Raw genomic sequence first — 21,544 nt, 5'->3', positions numbered from 1 at the left:
GGCCAGCGCGAACACAGTGCATGACTATAAAAACAAGGACAGCCACATGAAAACTGTACTTCCGATCCTGCGCCTGAGCCTGCTGGGTGCGATGCTGGCACTGGGGCCGATGGCCGCCGTGCAGGCCAAGACCCCCGCCGACCAGTTGATCGTCGGCATGAGCATGGTCAACCTGTTTTCCATCGACCCGGCCAACGCCCCGGGCCTGGATGCCTCCGGGGTCAACGCCAACCTGTATGACACGCTGGTCAAGCGCGACCAGGGCAACCCGGAAAAACACCTGCCACAGTTGGCCGAACGCTGGGAGATCAGCGAAGACGGCAAGCAGGTCACCTTCCACCTGCGCAGCGACGTCAAGTTCCATTCCGGCAACCCGCTCACCGCCGAAGACGTGGCCTGGTCGCTGTACCGCGTGATGAAACTCAACTTCGGCCTGGCCACCACCTGGAAGGCCTACGGCTACAGCGTCGACAACATTCAGGGGCTGATCCGCGCCACTGACCCGCACACCCTGGTGGTCGAGCTGCCACAGCCCGCCGACCCGCTGCTGCTGATCGACTCGCTGGCAATCTCGCCCAGCGCGGTCATCGTCGACCGCCAGGAAGCCTTGAAGCACGAGAAGGACGGCGACCTGGGCGCCGCCTGGCTAGTCACCAACGAGGCCGGCAGCGGCCCGTTCACCCTGACCAAGTGGAGCGCCAACGACGCCTTGGTGATGACCCGCTTCGACGGCTACTGGGCGGGCCCTGCAAAAATGAAGCGGGTGCTGGTGCGGCACATGACCGAGTCGCAATCACTCAGGCTGATGCTCGAGCGCGGTGACCTCGACCTGGTCTACGGCATGGCCGCGCCAGACATCAAGGCCATCGAGCGCTCGCCCAAGCTGCAGGTGCAACCGCTGCAGCGCGGCACCATGTACTACGTGGCGATGAGCATGAAGCAGCCCGAATTCGCCAACCAGAAAGTCCGCGAAGCAGTGCGCAACCTGATCGACTACAAAGGCATCGACGAGCAAGTCATGCCGCACTACGGCATGCTCAACCAGCAGCCGATGCAGCTTGGCCTCGACGCCCGCCTGCCGGACCCAGGCTACAAGATGGATGTCGCCAAGGCCAAGGCGTTGCTGGCCGAAGCCGGCTACCCGCAAGGCTTCACCACCACCATCCGGACCTTGTCCGAGCCGCCGTTCATCGACATCGCCGCGCGCATGCAGTCGACGCTCGCCGAAGGCGGGATCAAGGCCAGCATCGTCACCGGCACCGGCAACCAGGTGTATGGCGCGATGCGCGCGCGCAACTTCGAGATGATCGTCGCGCGCGGTGCCGAGCGCTACCCGCACCCGTACTTCAGCCTGCGCACCTTTGTCTACAACCCGGACAACAGCGACAGTGCGGGCCTGCCCAACTTCCAGGGCTGGCGCGCGTCGTTCTTCGATCAACAGCTCAATGCGCTGATCGACCAGGCGGGCGTCGAGCGTGACGCTGCCAAGCGCGTGAGCCTTTACCACCAGGCCCAGCAGCGCTACGACCAGCAGGTCGGGCCGATCATGATGCTCTCGCAGATGACCGACACCGCGGTGAGCGCGGTGGACGTCAAGGGCTTTACCGGCGATGACGCCGAGGCGACCCGTTACCTGGGCGTCTACAAGCAACGCTGAACCTGTCCGGGGGCGCCAGCGGGCGCTCCGGGCGGCCATGATTTCACACCGAGAACATGCCGATGATTGTCAACATGTCTTCTACCCAAGCAAGCGCCAAGCCGCAGGCCGACACCACGCCGGCTTCCAGCCTCGACGCCTTTTACAAAAGCAGCCTGCGGGTGCTGCGCCACCTGTTGCGCAACCCCATGACCCTGGCCGGGCTGCTGGTGGCCGTGCTGCTGATCGTGGTCGCCACCTTTGCCCCGTGGATCGCCACCCATGACCCGGTGGTGCAGAACCTCGCCAATGCCCTGCAGGCCCCCGGTGCCGCGCACTGGTTCGGCACCGACGAATACGGCCGCGACATCTTCAGCCGGTTGGTCTACGGCTCACGCATCACCCTCTACATCATTACCCTGGTGACCGTTATCGTCGGACCGATCGGGCTGTTCATCGGCACTGTGTCGGGCTACTACGGCGGCATCGTCGACACGGTGTTCATGCGCATCACCGACATCTTCATCTCGTTCCCCAGCCTGGTCCTGGCACTGGCGTTCATCGCTGCTCTTGGCCCTGGCCTGGAGCATGCCGTGGTCGCTATCGCGCTGACCTCCTGGCCACCGATCGCACGGCTGGCAAGGGCTGAAACCCTGTCGCTGCGCAAGGCCGACTTCGTTGTCGCGGTCGAGCTGCAGGGCGCCTCGTCGACGCGCATCATCCTGCGTCACATTGTGCCGATGTGCCTGTCGTCGGTGATCATCCGCCTGACCATGAACATGGCCGGGATCATCCTCACCGCCGCGGCGCTGGGCTTCCTCGGCCTTGGCGCACAGGCGCCGCTGCCGGAGTGGGGCGCGATGATCTCCACCGGTCGACGCTACATGCTCGAATGTTGGTGGCTGGTGGCGGTACCGGGTGCGGCGATCATGCTGGTGAGCCTGGCGTTCAACCTGCTGGGCGATGGCCTGCGGGACATTCTCGACCCGCGTAGCGAGTAACTGGAGGCTTTATGTCGTCGCTCAAACTCAACGTCGAAGCGCTCAACGTACGCTTCGTCAACGGCAAGAAAGAAATGCACGCGGTGCGCGATGTGTCGTTCACCCTTGGCCGGGAAAAACTGGCCATCGTCGGCGAGTCCGGCTCGGGCAAGTCGACGGTCGGGCGCAGCTTGCTCAAGCTGCACCCCGGCAGCACGCAGATCACCGCCAAGGCCCTGCAGTTCGGCGATGTCGACCTGCTCAGCGCCAGCGAAAAGGCCATGCAGAAGATCCGTGGCCAGCGCATCTCGATGATCATGCAAGACCCCAAGTACTCGCTCAACCCGGTGGTCAAGGTTGGCGACCAGATCGCCGAGGCGTACCTGGCGCACCACAAGGCCAGCCGCAGCGAGGCACGCGAGCGGGTCATGCTGATGCTGGAAAAGGTCCATATCCGCGACCCGAAACGCGTCTACAACCTGTACCCGCATGAAGTCAGCGGCGGCATGGGCCAGCGCATCATGATCGCCATGATGGTCATCACCAACCCGGAGGTGATCATCGCCGACGAGCCGACCTCGGCACTCGACGTGTCGGTGCGCCAGCAGGTGCTCAACGTGCTCGAAGCGCTGGTGGTCGAGCAGCAGATGGGGCTGATCTTCGTCAGCCACGACCTCAACCTGGTGCGCAACTACTGTGACCGGGTGTTGGTGATGTACGCCGGGCGGGTGGTCGAGTCGCTCGCCGCGTGCGACCTGCAATATGCCGAACACCCGTATACCCGTGGCCTGCTGGCGGCCTTGCCGAGCATGGACAACCGCCGCCCGCGCTTGCCGGTGCTGCAACGCGACCCGCTCTGGCTCACCTGCTGAGGTAACTGACATGTCCATGATCCAAGCACAATCGCTGAACCTGAGCTTCGGCGTTGGCGCCACCCTCAACCAGGTGCTGCACGACGTCGACCTGACCGTCGAGGACGGCGAGTCGTTCGGCCTGGTCGGCGAGTCGGGCTCCGGCAAGACCACCGTGCTGCGCTGCCTGGCCGGCCAGTACCGGCACTGGAGCGGGGCGCTGAGCATTGCTGGCGGTGCGTTGCAGCACAAGCTGCCCAAGGAGCATTTTCGCAAGGTGCAGATGGTCTTCCAGGACCCCTACGGCTCGTTGCACCCGCGGCACACCATCGACACAGCCTTGCGCGAGCCGCTGACCATTCACGGCATGGCTGATCGCGACGACCGGATCAACGACATCCTGGTCAAGGTCGGCCTCAATGACAGCTTCCGCTACCGCTATCCGCACCAGTTGTCGGGCGGGCAGCGCCAGCGTGTGGCGATTGCCCGCGCGCTGATCCTCGAGCCGCGTGTGTTACTGCTGGATGAGCCGACCTCGGCGCTGGATGTCTCGGTGCAGGCGGAAATCCTCAACCTGCTGGCAGATCTGCGCCAGCGCGAGAAGCTCACCTACCTGATGGTGACCCACGACCTGGGGGTGGTCAGCCACCTGTGCGACAAGGTCGCGGTGATGCAGCAAGGGCGCATCGTCGAGCGCCTCGACAGCCAAGCGTTGAGCCAGGACCTCGCCCGTCATGACTACACCCGCATGCTGGTCCAGGCCAGCCGCGACTTCAGCGCCGAATCGCCGCGCGCCGCCTCAGCCTGAACCCCTCCCAAGCCTTGCGCCTGAGCCTGCGGGGCAGGGCGCACAGGGCTGCCGATCAAGGAATCCACCATGCCTCATTGCATTATCGATTGCCCGGCCAGCTTGGCTGAGCGGGTTGGCGAGCAGACGCTGCTGGCCGCCGTGCACGACGCCATCGATGCCAGCGGGCTGTTCAAGCCCGGCGACATCAAGGCGCGGCTGAACACCTTCAGCCATTACCGCTGCGGCGCCGGGCAGGATGATTTCGTGCATGTTGCACTGTACCTGTTCGCCGGGCGCAGCGCCGAGCAGCGGCGCAGCCTCGCCTCGGCGGGGGTGGCGGCGCTGGTCGGCCTGCTGCCCGAGGTCGAGGCGCTATCAATGGATGTGAGGGAAATGACCCGGGAGACCTTCGTCAACCGCAGCCAGTACCTCGAGCAAGCCGCGTTGACGGCCTGAGCCACGCGGTTCGGCCGCTCAAGCGTGGCGTTATCAATGGCAAAAACAAGGAAGATAAAAACCATGCCGTATGCACACCCTGCTGTCGCTGCACGCAAACACCCACTGGCGCGTGCACTGCTGAGTGCCCTGGCCATGGGCTGCAGCCTGCCGCTCTTGGCGCTGGACGCGCCCGCCAAACTCCTGGTGCCGACGCTGGCCTACGATGAGCAACAGATCATCCTGGTCTGGGAGAAGCCGGCCGACCACGCCGAGATCGTCGATTACCATGTCTATGCCAATGGCAAGCTGCTCGGTGGCAGCAACGCCAACAATGACCAGGTCTCACCGGCCAAGCCTTACATCGACCACTTCTACCAGCAGGACACGCAGAACTTCCATCACCGCATCGCCATTCACAGCTTCACCGCCCAGGGGCTTGCGCCCGATACCGAGTATCGCTTCACCGTGCGCTCGGTCGATAGCAAAGGCAAGGAGTCTGCTGATAGCCCCGTAGTTGTGCAGCGAACCACGGCCGTACCGGCACTGTTCAATGTGCAGCGCTACGGTGCCAAGGGCGATGGCAAGGCGCTCGACACGGCCGCCATCCAGCGTGCCATCGACGCTTGCAGCAAGGACTGCAAGGTGCTGCTGCCTGCCGGCACGTACAGGAGCGGGGCGCTCTACCTCAAGAGCAACATGACCCTGGAAATCGCCGAGGGCGCTACCCTGCTGGGCTCCGAGCGTGCCGAGGACTACCCGCGCGAAGGCTATATCCAGTACCCGTATTCCACCACCGTGCGCCCGGCCTCGCTGATCAACGCGTTGCCGCGCGACCCGCAGGCGCATCAGGCCTTCGAGAACATCCGCATCGTTGGCAAGGGCACGATCGACGGCAATGGCTGGAAGCGTAACCCGGATGTGCTCGACGAGCGCGGGCGAGCCTTGCCCTTCTACCTGCCCAGCGACAACACCCGCTACATGCACGACGGCGTGCTGGCCAAGGCGCAAGTAGAGCGGGCGGTTGCCGAGGGCATGAATGTCAAGGACGCGTACGGCCAGATGCGCTCGTCGCTGATTACCCTGCGCAATGTGGAAAACGTGTTCTATGGAGGCTTCACGGTGGTCAACCCGGCCTATCACGGCATCATGAACCTGGAAACGCAGAATGTGGTGCTGGCCAACACCACGCACCGTACCTACGACGCCAACAACGGCGACGGTATCGAGTTTGCCAACAGCCGCGGCGCGCTGGTGTTCAACAACTTCTTCGACACCGGTGACGACTGCGTCAACTTCGCCGCTGGCACTGGTGCGGGTGCGGTCCACCAAAAGCCGCAGGAAGATGCCTGGATCTTCAACAACTATTTCCGCAAAGGCCATGGAATGATCGTGGCGGGCAGCCACACCGGCGCCTGGATCCAGAACATCCTGGCCGAAGACAACGTTTCGGACGGCACAGATACCGGCTTGCGCATGAAAAGCACCAACTTCATGGGCGGTGGCGCACGCCACGTGACCTTCCGTGATTCAGCCATTCGCAATACCGCAAAACAGGCCTTCATCTTCACCCTGGATTACAACGACCCGAATGCCAAGCTCGACTACAAGCGCTCGACGGTGGCGGGGCAGTTTCGTGACATCACGGTCAGCGATGTGAGCGTGGAAAACGCCAGCACCGCTGCCATCGAGGTGAAGGGCGATAGCAGCCATGACGCCTGGCATCAGGGGCTGGTGTTCGAGCGTGTACGTTTCAGCGGGCCGGCCCCGGTCAAGATCGATGGCCTGAAAGATTCGCGCTTCGTCGGGCTTCGCTTCACCCACACCGGGGGCGCCAACCCTTGGCAGGTACAGGGCAGCCAAGGGCTGGCCTTCACGGATGTGGAGCCTGCGCCTTAGCTTTCAGGCCTCGCTGTAAAAAGCCTGTAGCCGTTGCGCCTCACGCAGGCGCGTACGGCTGTTGCTCAGGTGCAGGTACATGGCAGCGCGCGCCGCATCGACCTGGCGGCTGGCGATGGCATCGTAGATCTGCTGATGTTCGGCGTTGATACCGGCCAGGTAGGTGCTGCGGTTGCTCTGGCCGGTGTAGGCAGAGTTCATGCGCGTGCGGGGGATCATCTTGGTGCCCAGATGCTTCATGATATCGATCAGGTACTGGTTGCCTGCGGCCTTGGCAATTTTCAGGTGGAACTGGAAATCAGCGTTGGTGGTGCTGCCGGATTTTTCCGGGCCCTGCATCAAGGCTTCAAGTGCTTGATGCAGTTCTTCCAGCGCTTGCGGCGTGGCCCGTTCGGCGGCCATGCCGGCGGCTTGCACTTCAAGGCTCAGGCGGTATTCCAGCAGATCGAGCACATCGGACAGCAGGCTGATGGTTGCCGGCCCCACGTTGAAGCTCTCCGGTGCCGGCATGTCCAGCACGAAGGTGCCCACACCGTGGCGGGTCTCGACCAGGCCCGCTGCCTGCATGCGTGATAAAGCCTCGCGTATCACCGAGCGGCTGACACCTTCGGTTGCGATTAGCGTGGCTTCGGTGGGCAGCTTGTCGCCACGCTTGAGTGTGCCTTCGCGCATGCGCTCGGCGAAGCGTTCGACCAGCGCTTCGGCCAGGCGGCGGGGCGGTTGAGAGGGGCTGGCGGTGTGGTCTGGCATTGCTGTGCTCGCGTCTGAACAGCGGCCAGTATAGTGCGTTTTGGCACCAGGCTGCGGGTATACTCCGGGGTCTTCCGCTTATCAAGGGTTCACACAATGGCATCCGCCACCCCGGAAAAACGCCTGAATCTCGCCCAGCAACTGGTGCATGACCTGTCGCAGCAGATTCGCTCGGGTGAATTGCCAGCGGGTAGCAAATTGCCCACCGAAGAAGCTGTGACCAAAGCGCGAGGTGTAAGCCGTACCGTGGTGCGTGAAGCCATTTCTCGGTTGCAGGCCGAAGGCCTGGTCGAAACCCGTCGTGGTATCGGTACCTTCGTTGTAGACGCCATCCCGGCAGGTGACTTCCAGAGTACCAGCCCTGGAATGGGCGATGCTTACAACGAGGTGGCGATCATCGAGCTGCGGCTTTGCCTGGAGGTCGAGGCGGCTGCCATTGCGGCCCAGCGTGCTACCGCAGGGCAACTGGCTGCCATGCGGGCGGCGCTGGATGAGGCTGTTGATACGCAGTCAGCGCCCTGCATGCGAACCGACTTCGAGTTTCACCTGCGCATAGCCCAATGCACGGGCAACAGTTTTTTCATCGACACCATGACCCACCTTGGGCATACCTTGTTGGCGGTGGCGCAGCAGGCCATGCCGGCGTGCGATGCCCAGCAGCGGGCACTGGAGGCGCTGGAGCGCGAGCAAGTGCATGCCGCGGTCGCCCGCAAGGATGCCGGTGCTGCCCGTGCTGCCATGCGGCTGCACCTGGTCAACTGCCTGACACGCGCCCAGCGAAGCATCACCCAAGAAGAACGGGGTGCCGAGCCGTAGGTGGCAGCACGGTGCACAGCCACACCGTATCCCCGGCCCTGGCCCGTTGTCGTGCCCTGTCGCATGTTCAGCTCCCCCGCGTTTATCGTGTCAGCCCAGCCGAAAAAGCCGCGCAATGGCCCAACGTCTGTGGCAGTGTTGGGTATCTGGCCAGCCCCCTCAGGGATCGACATGCAAACTCGCAAAACCGGTGTTCGCGCCCAACAGGCCGACCGCACCCGGGACAACATTCTCAAGGCTGCGGTGAAGGTCTTCAGCAAGGAAGGCTTCACCGGTGGGCGCATCGAGCAGATCTCCACACTGGCCAAGTCCAACGACCGGATGATCTATTACTACTTCGGCAGCAAGGAAAAGCTGTTCATCAGCGTGCTGGAGCACATCTATGCCAGCTTCAACCAGGCCGAAGCCAAGCTGCGCATCGACCTCGGCGACCCGGAACAGGCCCTGCGTGAGCTGGTGGCGTTCATCTGGGACTACTACGTGCGGCACCCCGAATTCGTCACCATTCTCGCCACCGAAAACCTGCATCAGGGTCAGCACGCGCGCAAGTCGCAGAACCTCAAGGCGCTGTCCGGCGAAGCGGTGGGCGTGCTGCGGCCGATCATTGAAGCAGGCCAGGCCAAGGGCCTGTTCCGCGACGACATCGACATCACCCACGCCTACCTGATGATTGCCTCGCTCTGCTATTTCTATAATTCCAACCGCCATACCCTCAGCTCGTTTCTGGCCGTGGACCTGGCCGACAAACAGGCCAAGGCCGACTGGCTGGTGTTTATCAGCGACCTTGCCCTGCGCGGCCTGCGCCGCTGACGCTCAGTGGCTGCCGGGGTTGGCGCGCACCTGCGCGGCCTTGGCCGCCAGCCCTTGCCAGGCCGGCTTGTCGGCAGCGAAGCGCTGGCGCAGGTAAGCTGCCAGGTCGGCGACCTGGCGGTCCGACAGGCTGTCCTTGAAGCCGGGCATGTAGCCCAGGTCACGGGTGGCCGGGGTGGCAATGCCGTGCAGCACCACGCGCAGCAGGTTGTCCGGCAGAGCGCTGTGGACGTTGCTGTTGACCGCCATCGAGGGGCTGACGCCAAACAGCTTCGGCCCCAGCCCATCGCTGTGGCAGGCCATGCACGCGCCTTTGAATACCCGCTCGCCGTTGCTCAGCGACACCTGCGTGTCCACCTGGGGCGCGGCCTTGGTGGCCACTGCCTGCGGCTCGCCGTCGAGTGAGCCGAGGTAGTGGGCAATGGCACGCACGTCACGCTTTGGCAGGGTGGCCAGTTCGCTGACCACCGGGCCCATGGGGCCGGCCGCCACACCGTGCTTTTCGGAGAAGCCGGTGCTCAGGTAGCTGAACAGCTCGTCTTCGCTCCACGGCGTGGATGATTTGCCCAGCGCATTCAGGGCCGGGGCTTCCCAGCCATCGACCATGCCGCCGGCCAGGTAGCTGCTGCCGCCTTTTTCCGCCCCCATCAGGTTGCGCGGCGAGTGGCAGGCTGTGCAGTGGCCCAGGCCGTCGACCAGGTAGGCGCCGCGGTTCCACTGCGCACTGCGCTGCGGGTCGGGCTGGTATTCGCCGCGTTGCAGAAACAGCGCATTCCAGCCGGCCATGAGCGGCCGCTGGTTGAACGGGAAGCGCATCTGGTTGGCGGGTGCTTCCTGGCGTACCGGGGTCTGCGACATCAGGTAGGCATACAGCGCCTGCATGTCGGCATCGTTGATGTTGCGAAACGAGGTGTAGGGAAAGGCCGGGTACAGGTGCCGACCGTCGCGGCTGATACCTTCGCGCATGGCCCGCTCGAAGGCGCCGAACGACCAGCGGCCGATGCCGGTTTGCGGGTCGGGCGTGATGTTGGTGCTGTACAGGGTGCCGAACGGCGTTTCCATCGCCAGCCCACCTGCATTGACGTTGCCACCGTTGACCGTATGGCACACGGCGCAGTCACCGGCCGCGGCCACCTGGCGCCCGCGCTCGAGCATCGCGGCGCTCCAGCTGCCAGCGCCTGGCGGGGTTACCGGGGCGATTTCGGCGCGCCAGGGCAAGGCGGTGGCGAGCACACCCAATGCAGCGCCGAATACCCCGGCCAGCGAGCCGAACCACCACTTTGAACGTTTGGGCGTGGGCTGCGCTGGTGCATCAGGGCCCTGACGTTGGCCATCGAGGGCGGCACGCACCCGTTCTGCCGTGATCGGCAGCTCGCGAAAGCGAATGCCGGTGGCGTCAAAAATGGCGTTGGCGATGGCCGCCGCGCTGGGTACCGAGGCCGACTCGCCACTGCCCATTGGCGGCTCGTGCTGACGGGGCAGCATCATCACGTCGATGGCCGGCAGTTCGGGGAAGGTCAGGATCGGGTAGCCGCCCCATTCCTTGCTGGCCACCGTCGACGCTTCGAAGCTGACCTGTTCCTTGAGCACCCGGCTGGTGGACTGGATGACGTTGCCGTGGATCTGATGCCGCACGCCTTCAGGGTTGACCATCATCCCGGCATCGTGGCCGATCACCACGCGGGTGACGGCCACTTCACCGGTGCGCCGGTCCACTGCGACATCGGCCACCCATGCCGCCCAGGCCGCGCCAAACCCTGGGAACTTGCTATGGATATAGCGCGCGTAGGCAAAGCCCCTGCCGCGCAGCACGTCACCTTCGGCCTGCGCCTGCATGGGGCGGGTATGCGGCTGCCATTCGGCGCGTTCGGCGGTGGCCTTGACCAGGTCGATGGCGCGCGGGTCGGACAGGTGCCTGAGGCGGTATTCGACCGGGTCGACGCCAGCGGCAAAGGCCAGCTCATCGATGTACGACTCGTGGGCGAAGCTGTTGGGCATGGCCGACACGCCACGCATCCACGAGGCACGTACCAGTGGCGTCATGTCGTTTATGGTGACGCGCATGTGTTCGTAGTCATAAGGCGGGATCGAGGTGCGGTCGCCCATTTCGAACAGGGCCGGCACCGGCTCCACGGCGCCGGTCAGCAGCAGGGCCAGGGTGGGGGCGCCATTGGACGGGTAGCTGGTCTGGAAGTCATAGGCGGCCACGCTGCCATCGGCGTTCAGGCCGCCGTCGATTTCCATCAACTGCGCAGTGCCCTTTGGCTCCCACACGTGCTCCTGCTCGCGGGTCAGCTGCACCCGCACCGGGCGCTGTACCGCCCGCGACAGCAGCACCGCATCGGCGCACACGTCATCGGCGCAGTTGCGACCATAGCAACCGGCGGCCTCCATGCGAATGATCTCGATGCGGGCTTCGTCGCACGCCAGCAGCCAGGCCAGGTCGGCGCGCAGCAGGTGCGGGTTCTGCGTGCCGGACCACACGCGGATCGGCCCGTCGGTGAAATCGGCCAGCGCGCACGACGGGCCGATCGATGCGTGCAACTGGTACGGCCATAGGTAGCTGCGGCTCAGGCGCTGGCTGGCATTGGCGAGGCCACCGTCAACATCGCCCTGGTCCAGCACGGTACGTTGTACGCGCGGGTTGTCGCGGATGGCCTGGGCGACATCGCTGAGGTCGGGCAGCTTGCCTGTGAATGGCTTCCAGCTGATTTTCAGCGCCTGGGCTGCGCGGATCGCTTGCTCTTCGCGCTCGGCCACCACGCCGACAAAGTCGCGGATGACGACCACGGCCACCACGCCGGGCAAATGGGCGATGGACGATTCATCCACCGCCAGCAGGCTGTTGCCGACAAAGTCGCCACTGTCGTGGCCGGCGTAGGGCGGGCGGATCACCCGGCCGTGAAGCATGCCGGGCAGGCGCATGTCATGCACATAGGTCAGCTCGCCGGTGGCCTTGCCGGGGATGTCTACCCGTGCGGTGCTACGCCCGACCAGGTGGTAGTCCTCGATGGCTTTTAGCGGGGCATCGTCGGCAATGGGCAACTGGTGGTTTTCGCCTTGCACCAGTTCGGCAAAGCTCAGGGTGCTGCCGTTGCTGGCAACGACTGCGCCGTTTTCAATGCGCAGCGCTTCGGCCGCGCAGCCAAGCCGTTGCGCGGCCTGTTGCAACAGAAAGCGCCGCGCCGTGGCGGCCGCCTTGCGCAGTGGCACGGCAGAAATCTGCAGGGTGGCGCTGGCAATGGTCGCGCCCTGGTTGGGGGCCCGCTCGGTGTCGCCCAGCACCATGTGCACCTGGTCCATGCGCAGGTCCAGCTCCTCGGCGACGATTTGCGCCAGCGAGGTACGGATGCCAGTGCCCAGGTCGACGTGGCCGTTGAAGGCGTAGACCATGCCGTCGTCGCTGACAGCGATAAACAACGCCAGCTCGCGCGCCTTGACCACAGGGGTAACACCCTTGGCCACGGGGCCCGAGGGAGGGGTGATCTGGTCGACGATCAGCAACACACCCGTCTTGGCCAGCAACTGGTCGCGGCTGGGCACCTGTTGTGAGTGGTTCATGCTTTCCTCCGGGTGTCGGCGGCGCGGCGCACGGCGCGCAGGATTTCGACGTGGGTGCCGCAGCGGCACAGGTTGCCGGACAGTTCGTTGCGAATCTGTTCGTCGCTGGGGGCGGGAATGCGGTCGAGCAGGGCCTTGGCGGTCATGATCATGCCGTTCATGCAGTAGCCACACTGGGCGGCCTGTTCGTCGATAAACGCCTGTTGCACCGGGTGTGGGGCGGCCTTGCTGCCCAGCCCTTCGAGGGTGGTGATATCGCGGCCCGCAGCACCGGCCAGGGGGATGACGCACGAGCGCGCGGCCACGCCGTCGATGATCACCGTGCACGCCCCGCATTCACCCAGGCCGCAGCCATATTTGGGCCCATTCAGGCACAGGTCGTTGCGCAGGATCAGCAGCAGCGGGGTGTCGGGCATGGCGCTGACTTCGACAGGCTGGCCGTTGATCCGCAGGGAGATGGTTGTTTGCATTGTTGGCTCATCTCTGGAGGTTGCTTGCGCTACCAAAGGACTCACATGGCGCGAGATTTTCGGTAAGTACTCACTACATGAAATGAGTGAGCAAGAAGCAGGCCAGAGAGGAATTTGCAGAGCGCTGTGATGGGGGGTATGGCGGAAGATCATCGGCGCCTGGGAAATCGAGCGCCGCGCGGGTGGCGCTCGATCTCGAAGGTCGCGTATCTGTGACGGCAAGCGCGGCAGTTACAACCAATTTCAGCCCAGGTTCTCGTCGCTGTCGATCATCTTGCGCAGCAGGTACAAAATGGCCACGCGTTCGCCGGCATTCAGGCTGCCCATGCTCAATTCGCTGATCTGCCGGGCGCAGGGGATCATTGCGTCGAGCAAGGCCGCGCCGCTGTCGGTGAGTTCGACAATGACCTTGCGCCGGTCGCCCGGGTCTGGCGACAGCTGCACCAGTTCGCGGGTTTTCAGGCGCTCGACGATGCCGCGGATGGTGGCCTGGTCCACTGCGGTGGCCTTGATCAGTTCGGCCTGGGAGCTGGGGCCGTGGTCACGCAGGGCGCACAGGGTGACGAACTGGATCGAGGTAAGCTGCGGGTCGCAGGCCTGCTGCTGGAAGATTGCCGTGTGCCGTTGGTAGGCCTTGCGGAGCAAATGGCCGACCTGTTCGGTGACGTCATAGGGGGTGGTGTCGAGCGGGGGGCTGCTGGGTGTGGTTTTCTTTGGCATAGGATGGCTTGGGCTGGTGGAAAGGTGCTGGCCGGCCGCCAATAGCGGAGCGCCCGGCCAGTATAACCACTATCGTGCCCGCGACTCCTCTGGTGCGACCACGTCGCCGGCCAGCACCACGGCCTTGTCATCCAGATAGATATCGCAGTTGCGCAGCGGGATATCCAGGTGGCATGGGGTCTTGCGCTTGCCGCCGACCTCGGTATTGGGGCCGGTGGAGAACAGGAAGTTGCCGTAGAACGCACGGGCGTCCATGCACATGCCGTCGTTGCGGTCGTGCAGGCCCATGGCCGTCCACTGCGCGCGCGGCTGCAGGCCCCAGCCGATGTGTGAGATGCCGTATACCTCGGGGTCGTTGAAGTACCTCATGTATTCGCGCAGGTATTCGGCCTCGAAGCCGCCGTGGATACCGGTGATAAAGCCTTTTTCGATCTCCAGGGTGATGCGCTCGCGGCAGTAGTTCTTGAATGGCAGGATGATGTCGCCCACGTCCAGCACCAGCGTGCCCTCGGCGCTGTCCTCGTTGGGCCAGGTGAACAGGAAGCCGCTGGGCCAGTGATCCCAGCGTCCCGGTTCGTCAGCATAGCCGTACTCGGTCACGGCCGGGTACTGGCCGAGCGGGGCGTGAAAGTCGCTGCCAGCCTTGGACCGCACATGCATGCTACGGGCCTGCTTTAGCAGGGTTTCGGCGGCCAGCACCCGGTGTTTGTCGGCTTCGGTTGGCAGCATGCGTGCCAGCACCTCGGGTGGCTCTACGGCCAGCAGGATGCGCGTGCCAGTCTTGAGGATCTGCTCCTGCTCGGGCGAGTGCAGCAGCATCATGGTGTCGACGACCAGGTCGGCCGCTTCCAGCGCCCGCTGCGCCGCCAGGTTGCCGGTCAGCGCGGTATCGCCACAGTAGGCCGTCATGTCGTTGCCCATGGCGGTGGGGTGGTTGAACGCTGGCAACTCTACGGCATACACCTTGGCCTTCAAGCGCTGGGCGGCTTCCATGGCGGCGTTGACCGTGCGCGGGTCTGAGTAGTGGCTCTTGAGCACGGCCACGCTCTGCGTTTCATCCACACGAGACAGCTTCAGTACGTGCTCGAACATCTGGGTCAGTTGTGCATTGCTCACCGGCATCGGGGTTCTCCTGGGTGACGTTGACAGGGGTGCACCATGGCAGTGCCAGGTGCGTCATCTCGGTGCAAAACAACAGTGTATACACCCTACTTTTGCAGATGTAAGCGCATCCGGTCAGCAAGCGCAAGTTATCTGTCACAACGTTACCTATCCACACAGTGCTCAATATTTTCGGTAACAAGGCGCCGAATGTACTTTCGCCTGGCTGTTTTAAAAATATTTTCACAGGCCTCTTTCCAAAAGTGATTTGTAGCGTATACGCTCTAAATCGTCAGGCGGTCGAACCGCTGGCCACACATCAGAACAAGAGGAGACATACCCATGCGGGGTAGGCAGAAAATCGCAATCGTCGGTGCAGGTCTGGGTGGGGCAGCCGCCGCCACGTTGCTGCAGCAGGCCGGGTTCGATGTCGAAGTGTTCGAGCAGGCGCCGGCGTTCACCCGCCTTGGGGCAGGCATTCATATCGGCCCTAATGTGATGAAGATCTTCCGCCGCATGGGGCTGGAGCAGAAGCTGGAGCTGATGGGCTCACACCCGGACTTCTGGTTCAGCCGCGATGGCAACAGCGGTGATTACCTGGCGCGTATCCCGCTGGGCGAGTTTGCCCGGCGCGAGTACGGCGCTGCCTATATCACCATCCACCGTGGCGACCTGCATGCCCTGCAGATCGAGGCAATCAAGCCGGGCACCGTGCACTTCGGCAAGCGCCTGGAAACGATTGTCGACGAAGGCGACCAGGTACGCCTGACCTTTGCTGACGGTACCCACACCGTGGCCGACATCGTCATTGGGGCCGACGGCATTCACTCGAAGATCCGTGAAGAGCTGCTGGGGGCTGAAGCGCCGATCTACAGCGGCTGGGTGGCGCACCGGGCGCTGATCCGTGGCGTGAACCTGGCGCAACATGCCGATGTGTTCGAGCCTTGCGTCAAATGGTGGTCCGAGGACCGCCACATGATGGTCTATTACACCACCGGCAAACGCGACGAGTACTACTTCGTCACCGGTGTGCCACATGAGGCGTGGGACTTCCAGGGTGCGTTCGTCGACAGCAGCCAGGAAGAAATGCGCGCGGCCTTCGAAGGCTACCACCCAACCGTGCAGAAGCTGATCGACGCTACCGAGTCGATTACCAAGTGGCCGCTGCGCAACCGCAACCCGTTGCCGTTGTGGAGCCGTGGCCGCCTGGTGTTGCTGGGCGATGCCTGCCACCCGATGAAGCCACACATGGCCCAGGGGGCGTGCATGGCCATCGAGGACGCGGCCATGCTGACTCGCTGCCTGCAAGAGACCGGGCTGTCCGACCACCGCACGGCGTTTGCGCTTTATGAGGCCAACCGCAAGGAGCGGGCATCGCAGGTGCAGGCAGTGTCGAACGCCAACACCTTCCTCTACAGCCAGGAAGACCCGGCCTGGGTCTACGGTTACGACCTGTACGGGCAGGCGCTGAAAAGCGGGGAGGCAGCATGAGCACCTTCGTCGCTGGCGGTAACGTCAGCGCCAATGGCATCCGCCAGCACTACCTGCGCTATGGCGGCAAGGGCCACGCGTTGATCCTGGTGCCGGGCATCACCAGCCCGGCGATTACCTGGGGCTTCGTCGCCCAGCGCCTTGGGTTGTACTTCGACACCTACGTGCTGGATGTGCGCGGGCGCGGCTTGTCTTCAAGCGGCCCCGAACTGGACTACGGCACCGACGCCTGTGCTGCGGACATTCCGGCTTTTGCCGCAGCGCTGGGCCTGGACAGTTACCACCTGGTCGGGCACTCGATGGGCGCGCGCTTTGCCATTCGCGCGGCGGCCCAGGGAGCACCGGGGCTGCAGCGGCTGGTGCTGGTAGACCCGCCAGTGTCCGGGCCGGGCCGGCGTGCCTACCCGAGCAAGCTGCCGTGGTATGTGGATTCGATCCGCCAGGCCACTGTGGGCATGAGCGGCGACGACATGCGCACCTTCTGCGCTACCTGGAGCGACGAGCAGCTGGCGCTGCGCGCCGAATGGCTGCACACCTGTTACGAGCCAGCGATCGTGCGGGCCTTCGATGATTTCCACGACGTGGATATCCACCAGTACTTGCCCGCAGTGCGCCAGCCGGCATTGCTGATGGTGGCCGGGCGGGGCGGGGTGATCGAGCCCCGTGACATCGCCGAAATTCGCGAGCTCAAGCCGGATATCCAGGTCGCGCACGTGGACAACGCCGGCCACATGATCCCCTGGGATGACCTGGACGGTTTCTTTGCCGCCTTTAGCGACTTCCTCGACCAACCCCTCGTCTGACGGAGCACGAGACATGACCAAGCTATACCGCATCGGCCAGATCGTGCCGAGCTCGAACACCACGATGGAAACCGAAATCCCGGCGATGCTCAATGCCCGCCAGGCGATCCGACCCGAGCGCTTCACCTTCCATTCCAGCCGCATGCGCATGAAGCAGGTGAAGAAGGAAGAGCTGGCCGCCATGGACGCCGAGTCCGACCGCTGCGCCGTGGAGCTGTCCGACGCCAAGGTCGATGTGCTGGGCTACGCGTGCCTGGTGGCGATCATGGCCATGGGCCTGGGCTATCACCGCCAATCGGAAAAGCGCTTGCGGCAGGCTACCGCCGACAATGACGCACTGGCACCGGTGATCACCAGCGCCGGGGCGCTGGTGGAGGCCTTGCATGTGATGAAGGCCAAGCGCATTGCCATCGTCGCGCCGTACATGAAGCCGTTGACCGAGCTGGTGGTGAACTATATCCGCGAGGAAGGCTTCGAGGTGCAGGACTGGCGCGCGCTGGAAATCCCCGACAACCTCGCCGTGGCCCGCCACGACCCGGCCAACCTGCCAGGCATCGTCGCCGGCATGAACCTTGAGGGCGTCGATGTGGTGGTGCTCTCGGCCTGCGTGCAGATGCAATCGCTGCCGGCCGTGGCCAAGGTTGAGGCGCAAACCGGCAAGCCGGTGGTGACCGCTGCCATCGCCACCACCTACGCCATGCTCAAGGCGCTGGACCTGGAGCCGGTCGTGCCGGGCGCCGGTGCCCTGCTGTCGGGCGCCTACTGAAATTGGGGACGGACATGAGCGACGCACAAAGCGCACGTGACAACTACCAGGGCGTGTGGGGCCAGCGCATCGGCTTTGGCCGCAAGCCGGCCCTGCTGATGATCGACTTCATGCAGGGCTACACCACCCCCGGCGCACCGCTGTACGCCCCGGGCGTGGTCGCGGCGGTCGAGCAGGCCGCCGGCCTGCTGGCGCTGGCCCGCGACTGCGGTACCCTGGTGGTGCATACCAACATCCGCTACCAGCCGCCGCATTTTGCTGACGGCGGCGTGTGGGTGCGCAAGGCGCCGGTGATGAAGGACATGGTCGAAGGCAACCCGCTGGCGGCGTTCTGCGAGGCCGTTGCGCCACAGGCAGGGGAGGTGGTGCTGAGCAAGCAGTACGCCAGTGCCTTCTTCGCCACCAGCCTGGCCCCGCTGCTGCATGCTCAAGGCGTGGATACCGTGGTGCTGGCCGGCTGCTCGACCAGCGGCTGCATCCGCGCAAGTGCGGTGGATGCCATGCAGCACGGGTTTCGAACCATCGTGGTGCGCGAGTGCGTCGGTGATCGCCACAACGACCCGCATGAAGCCAACCTGTTCGATATCGACAGCAAGTACGGCGATGTCGTCACCCGGCAGGACGCCATGCAGCAACTCAGGCACCTGGCCGGCTGAGTGCCGGGCAGCCCTTACCCATAACAATCAAGGAACGGTGCGGGAAGCCCGTCCATGACCGCCTGCTGTCCGGGCGGTCGCCCCGCAGGAGCACTCGGGGTCTTCAGGCGCTGCCCAGGCACGCCGCGTATAGTGCGCGGGGTGCCCGGCGCGTCGAACACTGCTGGCCTTAAAACAACCACAAAGTCGCCCGCCAGGAGACAGGAAATGCCAATTGCGAATGCAACCACGGTCCACAGTGACATCGACCATGGCACGAAAGCGCTGTACAGCAAGATCACCTGGAGGCTCATCCCCTTCCTGTGCTTCTGCTACCTCGCAGCTTATCTGGACCGCATCAATGTCGGCTTCGCCAAGCTGCAGATGCTCGAAGACCTGCAGTTCAGCACAGCGGCCTATGGCCTGGGTGCCGGGCTGTTCTTCGTCGGCTATATCATTTTCGAAGTGCCGAGCAACCTGATCCTGCAGCGCGTTGGCGCCAAGCTGTGGATCGCCCGCATCATGATCACCTGGGGCCTGCTGTCGGCGTGCACCATGTTCGTCAGCACCACCACGCAGTTCTACATCCTGCGTTTCCTGCTCGGCGCGGCTGAGGCCGGCTTCCTGCCGGGCGTGCTGTTCTACCTGACCATGTGGTACCCCACCTACCGGCGCGGGCGCATCATTGCCCTGTTCATGATCGGGCTGCCATTGTCGAGCGTGATCGGCGGGCCGATTTCTGGCTGGATCATGGGCAATTTCGACCAGGTGCATGGCCTGCACGGCTGGCAGTGGCTGTTTTTGCTGGAGGCGATCCCCAGCGTGCTGCTGGGCATCCTCACATTCTGGGCATTGCCCAACCACTTCCAGCAGGCCAAGTGGCTGTCGGCTGAAGACAAGGCCCAACTGGCGGCAGACCTGGCCGCCGACGATGCCGAGGGCAAGGACAGCAAGCACAGCTTCCGTGACGGCTTTTTCAACCTGAAGGTATGGATGCTGGGGGGCATCGACTTTTCGATTTTGCTCAGTGCCTACGCCATGGGGTTCTGGATGCCGACCTTCATCCGCGATGCGGGCGTCAGCGACACCTTCCACATCGGCTTGCTCACGGCCATTCCGAGCCTGGCCGCCCTGGCCGGCATGCTGATGATCGGGGCCAGCTCCGACCGCCACCGTGAGCGCCGTTGGCACATCATCGTGCCGTTCATCATTGGTGCAATTGCCATGGCCAGCAGCACCTTGTTCAGCCAGAACCTGGTGATGACTGTGGTGCTGTTCGCCATTGCCTCGGCAGCGATCATCGGCGCGGTGCCGGTGTTCTTCAGCCTGCCGGCCACCTTCCTTAAAGGTACTGCAGCCGCCACCGGCTTTGCCCTGGCCTGTTCGGTCGCCAACATCGCAGGCCTGGTGAGCAACTCACTGATGGGCGTGGTCACCGACCTTACCGGGACCTCGCACGCTGCCCTGTGGGTATTTGCCGGGTGCCTGATCCTCAGCTGCTTCCTGGTCATCGCCTTGCCGGCGAAGCTGGTCAACCGCTAGCGGCCCAGCGTTTCAAGCAACGGCAGGGCAGGCGGGCCGGGCGCCCGCCTGCCGACCCCCCTCTCGCTGCAACCCCACGTGGGTGGCCATACATGGCCGCCGCGCCGGGTTGCTGTTGCCCGAATCCAGGAGTAGCCCCATGCAAGGTTTCACTGCACCGCGTTTTTCTTCGTCTGCGCGTCTGGCCGGCGGTTGTATTGCCGCCGCATTGTGTGCAGAGGCCTCGGCAGAAGAGGCCGGTTTTATCGAAGGTGCTCGCGCCACGCTGCAGGCGCGCAATTATTTCTTCAGCCGCGACTATGCCGATATCAAGGGTGCCAGCACCCAGTCGCGTACTCAGGAATGGGCGCAGGGTTTCATCCTCAATGCCAGTTCCGGTTATACCCAGGGCACCGTTGGCATCGGTGTGGATGTTATCGGCCTGCTCGGTTTCAAGCTCGACAGCAGCCCGGCGCATGCCAGGTCCGGGTTGCTGCCCAGCCTGGACAGCGGCAAGTCGGCGGACGAATACAGCCGGCTTGGGGCGGCGATCAAGTTCAAGGTGTCGCAAACCGAGCTGAAAGTGGGCGAGTTGATGCCCAACCTGCCTGTGCTGCTGTTCAGCGACTTGCGTCTGCTGCCGCCCACCTACCAGGGCGCGATGCTGGAGTCGCGCGAGTTTGCCGGGTTGACACTGAGTGCCGGCCAGTTCCGCTCCACCAGCCTGCGCGACTCCTCCAACAGCCAGAAGATGTACGCGCTGGTCAACGACCCGATCAACCCGGCGCGGCTGGCGCGTTTTACCAGTGATCGCTTCAACTACGTTGGCGCCGACTATGCCTTCAACGATAACCGCACCAGCGTTGGCCTGTGGCAGGCGCAGTTGGAGGATGTCTACCAGCAGCGGTTTTATAGCTTCAAGCACGCCGAGCCGGTCGGGGACTGGACGCTGGGGGTGAACGCCGGCTACTTCGATGCCCGCGAGGACGGGCGCAAGATCGCCGGCGATTATGACAACCATGCGTTGTTCAGCCTGTTCTCGGCCAAGACCGGCGGGCATACCTTTTACGCGGGCTACCAGCAGATCGGCGGCGAGGACGGTTTTATCCAGGTGGGAGCCAACACCAACCCGATGGGTAATACGCTGCCGACTTATGAGTTTTCCGCGCCGGGCGAACGCTCGTGGCAGGTGCGGCATGATTACAACTTTGTCGCCTTGGGGCTTCCGGGCCTGACGTCCACCCTGCGTTATGTGAAGGGGCGGGATGTAGACACCGGGCTGGGCTATGAAGGGCGTGACCGCGAGCGCGATCTGGACTTGGCCTACGTGGTACAGAGTGGGCCGCTGGCCGGCCTTGGGGTACGGGTGCGCAACGTGATGGCGCGCTCCAATTACCGGACCGACATCGACGAGAACCGGTTGATCCTCAGTTACACAGTCAAACTGTTCTGAAGTGATTGCCCGAGCTGCGCGCTTTTGCAGGAGCCGCGTTGTATCGCGACAGGGCT

The 21,544-nt window shown here is 64.0% G+C and carries 19 protein-coding genes; 14 read left to right on the top strand and 5 right to left on the bottom strand.

The genetic code is table 11. From position 1 onward, the window contains the following. Window positions 1-46 precede the first annotated feature (46 nt). The 6 genes from CKW35_RS07680 to CKW35_RS07655 all read left to right on the top strand — a co-directional run bounded on the left by CKW35_RS07680 (window position 47) and on the right by CKW35_RS07655 (window position 6,591). Window positions 47-1,657, top strand: coding sequence for an ABC transporter substrate-binding protein (locus CKW35_RS07680; RefSeq protein ID WP_016487990.1), 1,611 nt, complete (start codon window positions 47-49; stop codon window positions 1,655-1,657). Between the two features lie 62 nt (window positions 1,658-1,719). Beyond that, window positions 1,720-2,637, top strand: a complete 918-nt coding sequence (locus CKW35_RS07675; RefSeq protein WP_371855222.1) for an ABC transporter permease — start codon at window positions 1,720-1,722, stop codon at window positions 2,635-2,637. 11 nt (window positions 2,638-2,648) lie between these two features. Further along, window positions 2,649-3,488 carry an ABC transporter ATP-binding protein gene (locus tag CKW35_RS07670; protein ID WP_031311759.1) on the top strand — a complete coding sequence of 280 codons (840 nt, stop codon included), beginning with the start codon at window positions 2,649-2,651 and terminating at the stop codon, window positions 3,486-3,488. A 10-nt stretch (window positions 3,489-3,498) separates the two neighbouring features. Next, window positions 3,499-4,275, top strand: a complete 777-nt coding sequence (locus tag CKW35_RS07665) for an ABC transporter ATP-binding protein (protein ID WP_028613317.1) — start codon at window positions 3,499-3,501, stop codon at window positions 4,273-4,275. 69 nt (window positions 4,276-4,344) lie between these two features. Then, a complete protein-coding gene (locus CKW35_RS07660; protein ID WP_016487988.1) occupies window positions 4,345-4,713 on the top strand; it encodes a 5-carboxymethyl-2-hydroxymuconate Delta-isomerase in 369 nt (122 codons plus the stop codon). A gap of 63 nt (window positions 4,714-4,776) precedes the next feature. After that, entirely contained in the window at window positions 4,777-6,591 is a 1,815-nt protein-coding gene (locus CKW35_RS07655; RefSeq protein WP_095115595.1) for a glycosyl hydrolase family 28 protein, read from the top strand. 3 nt (window positions 6,592-6,594) lie between these two features. On the opposite strand, the gene CKW35_RS07650 is transcribed toward CKW35_RS07655, so the two are convergent. Beyond that, entirely contained in the window at window positions 6,595-7,341 is a 747-nt protein-coding gene (locus CKW35_RS07650) for a FadR/GntR family transcriptional regulator (protein ID WP_016487986.1), read from the bottom strand. 96 nt (window positions 7,342-7,437) lie between these two features. Here CKW35_RS07650 and CKW35_RS07645 point away from each other — a divergent pair, with 96 nt between their 5' ends. Next, the gene (locus CKW35_RS07645; RefSeq protein WP_095115593.1) at window positions 7,438-8,157 is read left to right on the top strand and encodes a FadR/GntR family transcriptional regulator; all 720 of its coding nucleotides are present in this window, start codon (window positions 7,438-7,440) and stop codon (window positions 8,155-8,157) included. A 171-nt stretch (window positions 8,158-8,328) separates the two neighbouring features. Next, window positions 8,329-8,967 (top strand): TetR family transcriptional regulator, encoded by a 639-nt coding sequence (locus CKW35_RS07640; protein ID WP_016487984.1) that lies wholly within the window; start codon window positions 8,329-8,331, stop codon window positions 8,965-8,967. 3 nt (window positions 8,968-8,970) lie between these two features. Here CKW35_RS07640 and CKW35_RS07635 read toward each other — a convergent pair whose 3' ends face one another. From CKW35_RS07635 to CKW35_RS07620, 4 genes are all read right to left on the bottom strand, one after another. Beyond that, on the bottom strand, window positions 8,971-12,528 hold the full coding sequence (locus CKW35_RS07635) for a molybdopterin cofactor-binding domain-containing protein (RefSeq protein WP_095115591.1): 3,558 nt from the start codon (window positions 12,526-12,528) through the stop codon (window positions 8,971-8,973). Further along, entirely contained in the window at window positions 12,525-12,998 is a 474-nt protein-coding gene (locus tag CKW35_RS07630; protein WP_016487982.1) for a (2Fe-2S)-binding protein, read from the bottom strand. The genes CKW35_RS07635 and CKW35_RS07630 overlap by 4 nt, the downstream gene beginning before the upstream one ends. Window positions 12,999-13,241: 243 nt before the next feature. Beyond that, entirely contained in the window at window positions 13,242-13,718 is a 477-nt protein-coding gene (locus CKW35_RS07625) for a MarR family winged helix-turn-helix transcriptional regulator (RefSeq protein WP_095115589.1), read from the bottom strand. Window positions 13,719-13,787: 69 nt separating this feature from the next. After that, window positions 13,788-14,840, bottom strand: coding sequence for a 2,5-dihydroxypyridine 5,6-dioxygenase (locus CKW35_RS07620; protein WP_016487980.1), 1,053 nt, complete (start codon window positions 14,838-14,840; stop codon window positions 13,788-13,790). 321 nt (window positions 14,841-15,161) lie between these two features. On the opposite strand from CKW35_RS07620, the gene nicC reads away from it, so the two are divergent. From nicC to CKW35_RS07590, 6 genes are all read left to right on the top strand, one after another. Then, a complete protein-coding gene (gene nicC / locus CKW35_RS07615) occupies window positions 15,162-16,310 on the top strand; it encodes a 6-hydroxynicotinate 3-monooxygenase (RefSeq protein WP_016487979.1) in 1,149 nt (382 codons plus the stop codon). Beyond that, window positions 16,307-17,113, top strand: a complete 807-nt coding sequence (gene nicD, locus CKW35_RS07610) for an N-formylmaleamate deformylase (protein WP_095115587.1) — start codon at window positions 16,307-16,309, stop codon at window positions 17,111-17,113. Before nicC ends, nicD begins: the two co-directional genes overlap by 4 nt. Before the next feature lie 13 nt (window positions 17,114-17,126). Then, complete coding sequence (locus CKW35_RS07605) at window positions 17,127-17,879, top strand: maleate isomerase (RefSeq protein WP_016487977.1); 753 nt, start codon at window positions 17,127-17,129, stop codon at window positions 17,877-17,879. A 14-nt stretch (window positions 17,880-17,893) separates the two neighbouring features. Next, window positions 17,894-18,535, top strand: a complete 642-nt coding sequence (locus tag CKW35_RS07600; protein WP_016487976.1) for an N-carbamoylsarcosine amidohydrolase — start codon at window positions 17,894-17,896, stop codon at window positions 18,533-18,535. Window positions 18,536-18,742: 207 nt separating this feature from the next. Next, window positions 18,743-20,056, top strand: a complete 1,314-nt coding sequence (locus CKW35_RS07595; RefSeq protein WP_016487975.1) for an MFS transporter — start codon at window positions 18,743-18,745, stop codon at window positions 20,054-20,056. Between the two features lie 139 nt (window positions 20,057-20,195). After that, window positions 20,196-21,488: an OprD family porin gene (locus CKW35_RS07590; RefSeq protein WP_016487974.1), complete on the top strand. Its 1,293-nt coding sequence runs from the start codon at window positions 20,196-20,198 to the stop codon at window positions 21,486-21,488. Window positions 21,489-21,544: the final 56 nt, after the last annotated feature.

The organism is Pseudomonas sp. Irchel 3F3, from assembly GCF_900187545.1.
Taxonomy (GTDB): Bacteria; Pseudomonadota; Gammaproteobacteria; order Pseudomonadales; family Pseudomonadaceae; genus Aquipseudomonas; species Aquipseudomonas fortuita.
The sequence above is the reverse complement of the archived record's forward strand: the minus strand, read 5'-3'. Positions and strand labels throughout refer to the sequence as shown.